We start from the raw sequence: 12,391 nt of genomic DNA, 5'->3' as shown, positions 1-12,391 counted from the left end.
GCTAAAAAGACAACTTAGAAATTACCCATGTAGTCTTTTTTACCAATTTCAATTCCGTTGTGACGTAGTAGCGAGTAGGCGGTCGTTACGTGGAAAAAAAACTGTGGCAAACCATATGACAGCAGATAGTTTTGGCCACTCAGTTTTTTCTCTTTTGGTGTACCGGGGCGCAATACGATCTCTAATTCTTCGCTACCGTCAAACTGAGCTGGCGTTAATGAATCTAGCAGTGCCAAGGTTTTAGCGATACGCGCTTGCAGGTCGGCAAAAGTTTGTTCATTGTCCTCATAGGCAGGCACTTCAATGCCTGCAAGGCGTGCAGGAACACTTTTAGCAAAATCCGCAGCGATTTGTATTTGACGCGTGAATGGCAACATGTCAGGGAACAGACGTGATTGCAACAGCGCAGCAGGATCGATATTTTTTGCCGTGGCATGGGCTTCTGCTTTACTCAATACATCGCTCAGGCTATTGAGCATTTGGCGAAAGACAGGGACGGAGGCGGCATACATAGAAATAGTCATAGAATCTCCTCGTTGACAGGTGAGTGGTACATCTACCCAGATTATAGTGAGTTCCTGCCTGATGCGTATTACTCAGATTACTATTGCTTATGAAGGAAAATCGCCGAGTCTGACGACGCTGCCTGATCCGCCTATCGATTTGCTGACTTGCGGATTACCATAATAATTAACCGTACCAGAGCCTCCGATACTGACTTTGAGATTATCTCTGGTAGCAACAGAGACTTTGCCAGAGCCGCCAATACTGACTTTGGCATCATTGGTTTTTAACGCAGAGCCATCCATGGAGCCAGAACCACCAATAGCCATTGAAGTCGTATTAGCGTTACCTGCAATTTTGAAACTACCACTACCGCCGATGGTTAACAATAGTGATTCGGCACTCAGACCTTGTAATTTAACAGTGCCAGAGCCACCGATTGTGACACGCAATTTGTCGGCTTGCAGGCGGCTTGATCTTAGCGAGCCAGAGCCAGCTACTTCTAAATCATCAATTTGCTTTAGTTTGATAATTATTTTCAGGCTACGTGTGTCCAGATGGACTTCCTTTTCTAAGGTGCGGACTTTTAGCGTACCGTTTTCAACTGTCGTTTCAATTAAGGTCAGCAAGTTATCGTCGGTTTCAATTGAGATTCCCTCCGCATTGCCTTGCTGCAGTTCTATCTCTGCAGGCAGGCTAATGCTGATCGCGTTGAAATGGCTCGCAGCGCGGTTTTCTTGTTGTAATTTTCCTGAGCCTGCAATACTTTTGTCTGAACTCCACTGCAAGTTCCAGCCAGATGCTAAGGCGGTTTTTGGTTGAGCCACTATAGCGAGTGCGCTTAATGTCAGGCTGATGGTGAAAACGCGCTTTGCAAAACGAGTCATGTTCATGCTGTTTCCTTAAAAGTGGAAGGCTAGTATTGGCTAATAATTTATCTCGCGGTTATTCTTTAACAGACCTTAAGAGATTATGTCCGGCGAGCTACTCGCAGTATGATCTTGTGCTAAGGGTGGTACTAGCGATTTGCGATAGAGTGTGTTTCCGGCAGGGTAAAGCGTCGTTTGTGGTGATAGACTGAAATGTAATTCTTACATCCGATTAAAAAAAACAATTATTGACGAAGAAGGTATCCCAGGTTGTTCTCGGCGAAGATTTTTCTAAATGCTTTTCGTTCGCTGTCTGGATGGCTGCAATTTCAACCAGGATTTCATTTGGAAATCCTATTCTATTTTCACTCGGACCTTGGATTACCAGCGACCCTAGATAACGTTTTAAATGCATAGGTTCATTACAAAATAAGCTGATGCGTTGCCAGATGTGAGGGTACGCATTTCGTATTTATTGTTGTGGCGTTAATTTTTCAATGTCATGAATAGACAAGGCTACGATGTTGCTAGGGATGAGATGTGATGCATAAATTTGTTGCACTGTGTCTCGACTTTGCGATGCAGTCACTAATTGCGCTCGTGCTACCGTGCTTGGAGCAATATCGGGTTTTGGCGCGGTAAGTGCAGAGAATGGCGCTACAGTGCGCAGAATTTGTTCATACAAAGGTAATGCGCGACGTTCCCAGCGTATAGTTTTGATGCCAGCGGTTTTAAAATATGAGGTGTTGGTCAAATATTTGCCGTCTTCCCCTACTTCTGAATTCAATTCAATCACGCAAAGCAGATGCATGTACGAGTCGAAAATAGCAAAGTCGATTTTGCGACCTTCCAGATCGACTTGCTCGGCTCGTTTTGCTTTTGAATCGACATTAATTGGTTTCAGCAGAGCGATTAAATCTACTTTGGGGAAGATGTAGCAGTTAGGTAATGCGCGCCGCAAACGCCTAAAAATTATTTGCTGTTCTTTATCAAAAAAACTTTTTTTCATAAGCAGTAGAAGTGCTTTTGTTTTTTTTGAACGGAAAAGAAAACATCAGGCGATCTCCAATCTACAGTGTGTATTTGATTAAAGCTGATGAACCGAAATACCCAACCAAACCCTGTATGAGCTTAATTAAATACTTAGATTACATTAGGTGTTGTAACAAAGGTCGCACCGTTTGTCATTTTGACCTTTATTTTTAAGTATAGCAAGTTGAGACACGTCGGTTGTCGTACAAGCAATTGCATTAATGCAACAAACACTAAGTCGTCTAACTATTTTTATAACGGGTGTGTTTTCAAATTAATGTGGATTTACGCAAAACGGAAACTATTTGCTGTGATTGTGCTTGAACTAGTGCATCGGATGAAAAAACTTAAAACATCTCACCACAAAGACATGTGGGAAAACAAAGACAGAGAAAGCTCTGATTCGCTGTCCTCTCAATTTTCTATTTGCCTCTGTGTTCCAATTGTGAAAGGTCTGCCTTTTGCATAAGTCCTAATAGTAATGGTTAAAAATCATGATTTGGCTTGGCATTCTTGTATTTAGTAGCTAATGCGGCAGTTCGACTAAAGAGTTTTTATATATTACTTGGAGCATTGCGAACTTATTTTAATACCAAGAGTCTGAGCAAGGTAGACAGCCATTATAAAAAACAAGAGCAGTTCTTCGCAGTGTCAAAAGTGTCTTTGTCCTTCCAATAAAAATACCTGCTTCAGTAATTGATGTCCGGGTAATAAAAGATCAGATCATGAAAATAGATAATAGTGCTAATAGTGGGAACAGCGTCAACATTTTGTCACCCCAGCAACCCTCTCAATTGACACGCTGGCGTATGCCATTAGCAGGCTTGTTCTTAGTGGTTGCTATCGGTGGTGGTTGGATGATGTATGCAAAAGATATTTCGAAAAATGCCAAATCCTTGGGTAATGCCGATACAAAAAAAGAAGTTATTTATGAGTTGGCGCCTGTTGATGTGACCAAAATCACTACCCGTTCCCTGATGGTGAATTTGCCGATTTCAGGATCTCTCATGCCTGTAAGCCAAGTCACTGTGCGGTCAAAGGTGGCAGCCGAGGTACATGAGACATTGGTGCAAGAGGGTATGCCGGTACGAAAAGGTCAAATCATTGCGCGTTTTGATGGCGCTGATTTGCATGCGCGTTTGAGCATACAAGATGCGGCAGTAGATGAGGCACAAGCACGTTTGGCGTTAGCGCAAAAAAACCGACACTCTAATGAAGCTTTACTAAAACAAAGTTATATCTCACAAAACGCGTTTGATACTACTCAAAGTAGTTTGGATTTAGCACATGCCAGTTTGAAGTCTGCCTTGTCGCAGCGAGAAGTAGCGCAGATTGCCGTGGCGGATACACAAATTAAATCGCCAGTCGATGGCATCATCAGTAAGCGTAGCGTGCAAGCTGGCGACAAAGTATCGCCTGATACCGCCTTATTTAATATCGTCAATCTGGCGCAGTTAATTTTAGAGGCCCAAGTACCTGCGAGTGAGATTCCACGTGTCAAGATTGGTCAAAATGTGAGCTTTGCCGTCGATGGATTCGGTACTCGCTCTTTTATTGGAAAAGTAGCGCGTATTAATCCATCTGCCGAGGCTGGTTCACGTTCGATGCTGGTGTATGTAGAGGTCGATAATGCCGATGGCGCTTTGCGAGGGGGCATGTTTGCCAAAGGTAATCTCACTTTAGAAAAAACTACTTCTTACCCTGTCATGCCATTGGCCGCGATCCGTCAGCAGAATGGTAGCGACGTAGTCTATAAAATAGTAGGGAATCAAGTTCAGCAACAAGCCGTTAAGCTGGGTTTGCGTAGTGAGGATGAAGGCTTGGTGCAAGTGTTGCAGGGGCTAGAGCCAGGTGTTCAGGTTATTTCTGCCAAGTTAGATAGTATTAAGCCAGGTAGTAAAATCCTGTTGCCAAAAACTGCAAACTCTGCTGAGATCACAAATTTGGCACCAGATTTAGCACCTGCTTCCGCGGTAGCCGCCACTTTAGCGACTTCCCCTAAATCCAAAGGCTAAGCCATGTGGATCACCAAAGTCAGTATTCAAAATCCTGTTTTTGCGACCATGATGATGGTGGCGCTCGTCGTTCTGGGACTTTTTTCGTATCAAGGTCTGGGTCTGGAGCAGATGCCGGATGTGCAGTCTGTTGGTGTCTCGATTCAAGTTCAATATCCTGGCGCTTCGCCAGAAATTGTCGAAAACGACATCACCAAACCAGTTGAAAGCGTAGTCAATACCGTCAGCGGTGTTAAGCGAATTTTAGCCAGTTCGTTTGAAGGCCGCGCCACTCTTTGGGTAGAATTTCAACTATCGGTCAATCCAGACAAAGTGCTACAAGAAGTGCGGGATAAGATTGCCCAGATTCGACCAAGCTTTCCTAAAGATGTTAAAGACCCATTTATCGTGCGTGGCGGCAGTGACGGTAACGAAAGTCCCGTTGTTGAAATGTCAGTTAGTTCGCCCACCAGAAGCTTACGAGAATTATCGACATTAACAGATCAAGTCATTTCTAAAAAAATACAAAGCGTACCTGGAGTAGGGCGGGTAGATGTGCGCGGTGCGGTGGTGCGTCAGGTGCAGGTTAAGTTGAGCCCGGATCGGATGGCGGCGAACAATGTCGGCGTGAATGAAGTGTTGACTGCGATCCAGGTAACCAATCAAAACATTCCGGCTGGCTTGATCACGCAAGGGGCTAACGATCAATTAGTCCGGTTAGAAGCTAAGATCACTGATCCACGCGGCTTCAATAAAATTATTGTCGCACGTCGAGCTAATGCCCCAGTGTATCTGGAGCAAGTCGCGGATATTCAAGACGGTGAGCGCGAGGAATTTTCTATCTCACGGGTCAATGGAGTACGCGCAATCAGCATCTCGGTCACAAAAATTCAGGATGCCAATATTGTAGAAGTTGGCGACGGGATTATTGATGCGATTGCAGATCTGCGTAGTCGTCTACCAAAAGACGTCATCATTAATGTCAACTACAACAATGCGGATAGCGTCAAACAATCTTTAAGTGGTGTTAAGGAAACCATACTTGAAGGTGCTGCTTTAACGATACTAATCGTATTTTTATTTTTACATTCATGGCGCAGTACGGTCATCACCGGCTTGACTTTGCCTATCTCGGTTATCGCTACTTTTATCGCGTTAAAGGCTTTTGGTTTTACGCTGAATTTTTTGACCTTGATGGCCTTGTCACTTTGTATTGGCTTGTTGATTGATGACGCGATTGTGGTCCGAGAGAATATTGTCCGTCATCTGGGAATGGGTAAAGGACATAAAAAAGCAGCAGAAGACGGCACGAATGAAATCGGTCTTGCCGTGATGGCGACGACTTTTGCTATTGTCGCTGTCTTTGTACCAGTCGCATTTATGAAAGGCATGATTGGCCGCTATTTCTTTCAATTTGGTATTACCGTGACTGTTGCGGTATTGGTTTCTTTATTCGTGAGTTTTACACTCGATCCAATGCTGTCGTCCGTTTGGCATGATCCGGCAGAGGGACGGTTTAAACGTTTGCCCTGGCTAGAACGGATAATGGAAAACATCGAACACGGCATTGATAAGCTACATCATTTATATGGCCGAGTATTACAACTGGTATTGCGCAAACGTAAAACCACTTTGGCGTTAGCTTTCAGTTTATTTATCGGTAGTTTTTTCTTGCTACCGTTTATCGGTTCTGAATTCGCTCCCGAAACTGACAATAGCCAGATTTCACTGAATCTCAAAACACCTGTTGGCTCTAGCCTGATCTATACCAATGAAAAAACTATACAGGTCGAGGCAATACTAAAACTGATGCCAGAAATCGTCACAATGACCACAAGCGTTGGTGTCGATGGTGAGCGCAATACGGCACAGATTAATCTTAAGTTGACGGAACCTCGGATTAGTCATCGTAAGCTGCAGAAAGAAATTGAATCAATGATACGTCAACGTTTGAAATCTGTGCCGGGAATCGAGCTTGGCGTAGGGTTTAACAAGCCAATTTATGTAGCGATTTTGGGGCCGGATGCGGATAAATTGCAGGGTGTGATTGATCAGATAATGCTGAAGATTGGCGCGATCAAAGGAATTGCTGATTTAGAGAGCAGTTTGACTGGTGCCAATCCTACCGTATTAGTAAAAGTGAATAATGAACTGGCAAATGATCTGGGTTTGTCGGTACAACAAATTGGATCAGCTTTACGACCTTTTGTTGCCGGGGACACGATAGGTCAATGGCTTGCTCCCGATGGGCAAAATTATGAAATCAATGTGCAGTTACCAAAATCGGGACGGCAAAAAATTTCTGATCTCGGTGATCTATCGCTTGCCAGCAGCCGGATTGACGCAAACGGCAAACCGATCATGGTGCCTTTACGTCAAGTAGTCCAATTTATCCCTGGTACCAGCCCGCGTGTTATTAAGCGTCAAGATTTGCAACGTCGCGCCGCTATATATGCCAATGTAGAAGGCCGTGCGGCTGGCGACGTTGGAACTGAGGTGCAAGAATTGGTTAAAAAAATCGAACTGCCACCTGGTTATCGGTTTGACGTAGGTGGACAGACTAAAGAGATGCAAGATTCTTTTAATTCTGCTTTGGCCGCATTGGGAATTGCAGTTATTTTTATTTACCTGATTTTGGCATCTCAGTTTGGGAGTTTCTTACAGCCGTTGGCGATTATGACATCCTTACCATTTTCCTTAATTGGTGTATTGTTTGCGTTGCTGATTACCGGCAGTACCTTGAATATTTTCTCGATTATTGGTTTCATTATGCTGATGGGTTTAGTGACCAAAAATGCGATTTTGTTGGTCGATTTTATTAATCAGTCGCAACGACAAGGGATGTCACAGTACGACGCAATTTTGGCCGCAGGTCAGGTTCGCTTACGACCAATTCTGATGACCACACTGGCAATGATTTTTGGTATGTTGCCGATGGCAATAGGTTTGAGTGATGGTGCTGAGTCGCAGGCACCTATGGGCAGAGCAGTTATAGGGGGGATTATCACCTCCACGTTGCTTACCCTATTAGTTGTACCTATTACTTATACTTATCTGGATAAATGGGGGCGGCGAGCATCTGCTTACTTGGGTAGAGGTAGTAAAGAAACTGTTACAACTTTATCGACTGATCCGGCTTGACCAGGAATTATCGCTTTGCAATAATCATGTCCTTGTTCAATTTCTATACCCAAGTGAACCCGACGGCTATTATTTGGCACGTGCATTTGATTTGGAAACAGAATTAATTTGCTGCACCGCAAAGGTTGTTTAGAGGACGTTAGAGTACGTTGTTTTTTCAAGAGTGTTTACTCTAATATTGTAACTTTCTCTATTCATCTAATATACGTGATGACATACTAGCCACGCGGTGACTAGCACGACCGTTCACTTTGTTATTAAAAATATTTCCATTAGGAGACAAAATGCGTCAATCTAATTTTGCACTGGCATTGCTCGCGGCTGCCGTTCTGGCCGGCTGCGGTGGCGGTGGCGCTGGTGATCAAACCACTAAAATCAAATTCAGCTCACAAGTATCATTTGGCGACAGCTTAAGTGACGTTGGTACTTATGCGGTTGGTACAGTAGCCGCATTAAAAGGTGGTAAATACAACGTTAATGACGTTGATTCTACCGGTAAAAATAACGCAAAAAACTGGACAGAGTTAATGGCTGCGCAATTAGGTTTGCCAGCACCATGTCCTGCACAAACAGGCTTAAACGGTTTGGCGTCACAAGGTTTTAGCGTTCCAGTTGTCAACCATGCTGGTTGCACTTCTTATGCTCAAGGTGGCGCACGCGTAACAAACCCAGTTGGCCCAGGCAATAAACTATTAGGTGGCTCCAACGCAGTTTTGGGTCAGTTGACCGTGCCTGTTGTTACTCAAATCCAAAACCATCTAGCTTTGAATGGCGGTAGTTTCAAAGGCGACGAAATCGTATTCGTAATGGCTGGTGGTAATGATGTTTTCATTCAACTTGCTACGCTATCTAGTGGTGCAACTGCTGCTGCAACTGCAGCGGTCACAGCGGCAGTTCCTGGACAAATTGCACTCGATATAAAGAGCGGCAAGTGCGTTCCTGCAGATGCGCAAGCTAGTAATTGCCAAGCAGCCGCTATTGCTACATTGACGCCAACAGTAGGCGCAGCAGCAGCAGCAGCGTATGTGCAAACCAATGCACCTGTTGTTGTTACGGCGATGGGTACTGCAGGAGCAGAATTGGCCGGCTACGTCAAAACTTTAATCGTTGGCAAGGGTGCAAAATATGTAACTGTTGTCAATTTACCCGATATTAGCCAAACACCACTTGGCTTAGGTTCTGATACTGCGACTCAAGGTCTGATCAGCACAATGGTCACGACTTTTAATGCTCAGTTAAGAGCGGGTTTAGATGGTAACGCTAGCGTTTTGTATGTTGATGCATACACAGTCAACCGTGACCAGGCTGCAAATCCTGCCATCTATGGTTTAACAAATGTTACTACCCCCGCTTGTGATTTGAGCGCTGCGAAAAATGCATTAGGCTCATCGCTCGTATGCAACAAGTCAAACACAATTTCAGCAAACGTTGACAACTACGAATATGCGGATACTGTTCATCCGACACCCTATGGTTATCTGTTATTGGCGCGCTATGTTTCTAAAGAAATGGTTGTTAGAGGGTGGTTGTAAGCGCTCGTGATTGAGCGTAGAAGAGTGGATTCCGCTCTTAAATGCTGACCAACTCAAGCAATGCCGATAGTAAAACCAGCTTTGTAATTCAGACTATCAGAATCTGGTTGTAGTGGTCAGCGGCGCTAAAAAAATAACCGAACTATTTAGATGGTGACATCATGTGCCATCAATCAAAAGGATTAGGAGACAATATGAGTAAATGTTTCAAAGGTGCGATTAATTTTGCGGCGGTGATCTTAGCACTTACAGCTAGTGCCGCAGCCTCTGCCCAAAGCGCAGGCACATGGTCCGCTAAAGTTGGTATTAATCAGCTAAAGCCAAAAGTCGATAGTGGTGATCTAAGTGCTCCAGCTTTGCCAGGTACAAAAGCAGATGTTGGAACGGACACCGAACCCGTTTTTGTCGGTAGTTACATGATTACCGACAACATTTCCGCTGAATTGGCCCTTGGTGTTCCTTATAAGTTTGATCTAAAAGGTGCGGGTGCGATTGCTGGTACTGGAAAAATTGGCACAACAGAGGCGTTGCCGCCAACTATTTTTGTGCAATACCGTTTTTTCGAACCTAAATCTACAATTCGCCCTTATGCCGGACTTGGTTTGACCTACTCTTATTTCCAAAAGGAAACAGGTTCTGGTCAAATGACAGCGTTGACTAATACTGGTAGCCCAAATCCAACGACATTTAAAATGGATAACAAGTTCTGTATTACGACGCAGTTAGGTGCGACCTATGCCATTAACGAAAAATGGTTTGCTGACTTCGCCTTGACTAAGACTTTCTTGAAAACGACGGCACATTTTTCAACTGGTCAAACGCAAAATATCAAACTTGATCCACTTGGAATTAGTTTTGGTGTGGGTTACCACTTCTAAGCTTTTAGAGCTTAAGTCACTATTATTTATCTGACTTAGTTTCGCTTGTATGTGTAAAAAAAGCCGCTGATACAAACTTTATCAGCAGCTTTTTTATTAATGTTAAGCCTGTTAAGTTTAGTAACAATCAAACCTAATTACTTCAAGGAAACGCGTAGTGTTAAAGCGCAACTCTATCTCGTCCTTGTTCTTTTGCGCGATACATCGCCGCGTCAGCTTTGGAGATCAAAGCCGTTGCGTCTTCTCCCTTTTCTAAGCTGGCTAGACCAAACGATCCGGTAATATGCGGCAGCGCTTTATGCGTATCTGCAAATACTTTAGTTTTACGCAGTCGATTGCAAAGACGCTCTGCAACCAGTAGCGCAGATTTTTGATTGGTTTCAGGCAAAATCACTATCATCTCTTCACCGCCGTATCGCGCTGCAAAGTCAGTAGGGCGTAATCCAGCATTCATTACTTTGGCAGCGCTTTGTAGCGCATCGTCACCTACTAAGTGACCGTAATCATCGTTAAATCGTTTGAAATGATCAAGGTCTACCATAATGATACTCAGCGGATTGCCGCTTGCGTGTGCGCTTTCCACCATATTTGGCAACTGACTATTTAACCAGGCGCGATTATGTAATCCAGTCAAACCATCAACCATAGAAAGCTGACGATAAAATTCACCTACTTTTTGCCGGTTACGAATTTGTGCATTGGCTGCGCGGATACGGAAAGACAGTAGCTGCAATAAATTTTTTGCGACACCATTCGACTCATCAATCAGTCGCCATAAAGTTTCAGCTTCTATCACCAGCAACTCACTATCGGCCAAGGCGCTGATAGTAGCGGAATGAATTTCTTCATCTAATACCGATATTTCGCCGACACATTCACCCGGCAGATATTGGGTAATTGCGGTTTCTAATTGATTGCTGTTGGCGTCTTGTCGCGTGATTCCCAGTACGCCTTTAAGTACAACATATAATCGTGCACCAGAGCTGTGAGCATCCAAAACGACCTGTCCTGTTCTGGCTTTAACTACGGCGCAGTATTGAATAATATCTTCAATTAACTGATGGTTTTCCGGAGAAATATCGCGGAATAAATGGATGCTCTCTATTGGATAATCGGCATCACCGAATTGCATTAACTGTTCCAAAATGGTTTTTTCCAAGTACATGAATTTCTATCAAAAAACGCTAAAATTATGTTACGACCATAGCTAAAACAACGTACTAAAAGTAACTCATTACAAGCTACAATAAAATACCGTCTAAGGCCTCAAAACGCATTTCAGTCTCGCGGAATATCGCTAGATAATCTGATTTATCTAAGCCTAAGGTGTTCCATGCCATCTGTGATATTAACGGTACCAGATCATCCTCTACCTGGCTGATATCTAACGCATGGACGATTGCATTTGCCACATGCACAATCGCCGCAATCGAATTGAGTCCTTCTATTTCTGGATCATGATGTCCGCGAATCGCATCTCGGATCGCTTCAGAAAATTGCCAATGTTCTGCTAGTGCCAAACCTGCGGTGACATGATCAATATTCATGACTGCATGCTCTGCCTCCAGCAAATAACAATCTTCTTGTTCTCTATACAGAATCGCTTGCTCATATTGTGCTGGAAAACGCGTCACTAAAACCAGTCTGCCAATATCGTGCAATAAGCCCGCGGTGTAAGCAAAATCGTGCTTCATCGAGAGCGTGCGTGAGATCAGTTCAGCGCATTCTGCCGTCGCCACGCTATGTCGCCAAAATGCCTGAAAATCAAAGTTCCTGCAACGTGACGTTGGAAAACTATTTGCGATTGCCGTGAGTTGGATTAAATTTTTTATTTGCCTGATACCCAGCATGCTGACAGCCTGTTGCAATGTCACTACTTTAGAATTGCTGCCAAACATTGACGAGTTTGCTAACCGAAGCGTGCTGGCGGTCAGTGACTGGTCGTGCGACACTTTTTCTGCAATCGTGTCCAGACTAATATCATCGTCATTTAAATTGGACAACATTTCTTGCGCCACTGCGGGCAAAGTCGGCAAAGATTTTATGTGTTTAATTACATCAATTAAGAGCAAATGCTGGCTGCTGGGTGAGGGTTGATCAGGGGTCATGGCGTTACATCGCGATAGGCGCGCATATAGTCAAACAAGATCGTCGTTGGCGCATGACCATGTGTGTGTCTGAATAATTGATCAAGACGTTCCAGCTTTGCTTTTTGGACACTCGCATCATCGACCTCGGGCAAGTCGTCTGCTATCACCGACAATTGTTGAACATGATGCTGTGCGATAGAAACTAACATCGACTCCGACAAGGTCACGCCTGCGGGCAGCAAAACATGTCCCTGCTTGTCAAGCAAATCAGCCGCTAGCACTCTGCCGGCAGTGATTTTTGATAGAGGTAAATATTGGTGTCGCTTAGTCATAATAGAGATTTGATGATGT

Annotated in this window: 10 protein-coding genes; 4 read left to right on the top strand and 6 right to left on the bottom strand. The window is 44.0% G+C overall.

What is annotated here, in order from left to right:
* Positions 1–14: 14 nt before the first annotated feature.
* The 3 genes from RGU72_RS11635 to RGU72_RS11625 all read right to left on the bottom strand — a co-directional run bounded on the left by RGU72_RS11635 (position 15) and on the right by RGU72_RS11625 (position 2,382).
* Positions 15–524 (bottom strand): DUF1993 domain-containing protein, encoded by a 510-nt coding sequence (locus RGU72_RS11635; protein WP_322119887.1) that lies wholly within the window; start codon positions 522–524, stop codon positions 15–17.
* Positions 525–611: 87 nt separating this feature from the next.
* Positions 612–1,397, bottom strand: coding sequence for a head GIN domain-containing protein (locus RGU72_RS11630; protein ID WP_322119886.1), 786 nt, complete (start codon positions 1,395–1,397; stop codon positions 612–614).
* 448 nt (positions 1,398–1,845) lie between these two features.
* The gene (locus RGU72_RS11625) at positions 1,846–2,382 is read right to left on the bottom strand and encodes a DUF2726 domain-containing protein (protein ID WP_322119885.1); all 537 of its coding nucleotides are present in this window, start codon (positions 2,380–2,382) and stop codon (positions 1,846–1,848) included.
* 748 nt (positions 2,383–3,130) lie between these two features.
* Here RGU72_RS11625 and RGU72_RS11620 point away from each other — a divergent pair.
* From RGU72_RS11620 to RGU72_RS11605, 4 genes are all read left to right on the top strand, one after another.
* A complete protein-coding gene (locus tag RGU72_RS11620; RefSeq protein WP_322119884.1) occupies positions 3,131–4,420 on the top strand; it encodes an efflux RND transporter periplasmic adaptor subunit in 1,290 nt (429 codons plus the stop codon).
* 3 nt (positions 4,421–4,423) lie between these two features.
* Positions 4,424–7,540: an efflux RND transporter permease subunit gene (locus RGU72_RS11615; protein WP_322119883.1), complete on the top strand. Its 3,117-nt coding sequence runs from the start codon at positions 4,424–4,426 to the stop codon at positions 7,538–7,540.
* Positions 7,541–7,824: 284 nt separating this feature from the next.
* On the top strand, positions 7,825–9,072 hold the full coding sequence (locus tag RGU72_RS11610; protein WP_322119882.1) for an SGNH/GDSL hydrolase family protein: 1,248 nt from the start codon (positions 7,825–7,827) through the stop codon (positions 9,070–9,072).
* A 161-nt stretch (positions 9,073–9,233) separates the two neighbouring features.
* Positions 9,234–9,950, top strand: a complete 717-nt coding sequence (locus tag RGU72_RS11605; protein WP_322119881.1) for an OmpW/AlkL family protein — start codon at positions 9,234–9,236, stop codon at positions 9,948–9,950.
* 160 nt (positions 9,951–10,110) lie between these two features.
* Here the strand turns inward: RGU72_RS11605 and RGU72_RS11600 are convergent, their stop codons facing one another.
* The 3 genes from RGU72_RS11600 to RGU72_RS11590 form a co-directional block, all read right to left on the bottom strand.
* A complete protein-coding gene (locus tag RGU72_RS11600) occupies positions 10,111–11,082 on the bottom strand; it encodes a GGDEF domain-containing protein (protein ID WP_322119880.1) in 972 nt (323 codons plus the stop codon).
* A 109-nt stretch (positions 11,083–11,191) separates the two neighbouring features.
* Entirely contained in the window at positions 11,192–12,058 is an 867-nt protein-coding gene (locus RGU72_RS11595) for an HDOD domain-containing protein (protein WP_322119879.1), read from the bottom strand.
* Positions 12,055–12,372 carry a hypothetical protein gene (locus tag RGU72_RS11590; protein ID WP_322119878.1) on the bottom strand — a complete coding sequence of 106 codons (318 nt, stop codon included), beginning with the start codon at positions 12,370–12,372 and terminating at the stop codon, positions 12,055–12,057. Before RGU72_RS11590 ends, RGU72_RS11595 begins: the two co-directional genes overlap by 4 nt.
* Positions 12,373–12,391 lie beyond the last annotated feature (19 nt).

The organism is Undibacterium sp. 5I1, assembly GCF_034314085.1.
GTDB lineage: Bacteria > Pseudomonadota > Gammaproteobacteria > Burkholderiales > Burkholderiaceae_D > Undibacterium.
Note: the sequence above shows the minus strand (reverse complement) of the source record. Positions and strands in the feature narration are given on the sequence as shown.

Coding starts and splice junctions, on each gene's coding strand:
- RGU72_RS11635 (WP_322119887.1), bottom strand. CDS start 524: ATGACTATTTCTATGTATGCCGCCTCCGTCCCTGTCTTTCGCCAAATG.
- RGU72_RS11630 (WP_322119886.1), bottom strand. CDS start 1,397: ATGAACATGACTCGTTTTGCAAAGCGCGTTTTCACCATCAGCCTGACA.
- RGU72_RS11625 (WP_322119885.1), bottom strand. CDS start 2,382: ATGAAAAAAAGTTTTTTTGATAAAGAACAGCAAATAATTTTTAGGCGT.
- RGU72_RS11620 (WP_322119884.1), top strand. CDS start 3,131: ATGAAAATAGATAATAGTGCTAATAGTGGGAACAGCGTCAACATTTTG.
- RGU72_RS11615 (WP_322119883.1), top strand. CDS start 4,424: ATGTGGATCACCAAAGTCAGTATTCAAAATCCTGTTTTTGCGACCATG.
- RGU72_RS11610 (WP_322119882.1), top strand. CDS start 7,825: ATGCGTCAATCTAATTTTGCACTGGCATTGCTCGCGGCTGCCGTTCTG.
- RGU72_RS11605 (WP_322119881.1), top strand. CDS start 9,234: ATGTGCCATCAATCAAAAGGATTAGGAGACAATATGAGTAAATGTTTC.
- RGU72_RS11600 (WP_322119880.1), bottom strand. CDS start 11,082: ATGCAATTCGGTGATGCCGATTATCCAATAGAGAGCATCCATTTATTC.
- RGU72_RS11595 (WP_322119879.1), bottom strand. CDS start 12,058: ATGACCCCTGATCAACCCTCACCCAGCAGCCAGCATTTGCTCTTAATT.
- RGU72_RS11590 (WP_322119878.1), bottom strand. CDS start 12,372: ATGACTAAGCGACACCAATATTTACCTCTATCAAAAATCACTGCCGGC.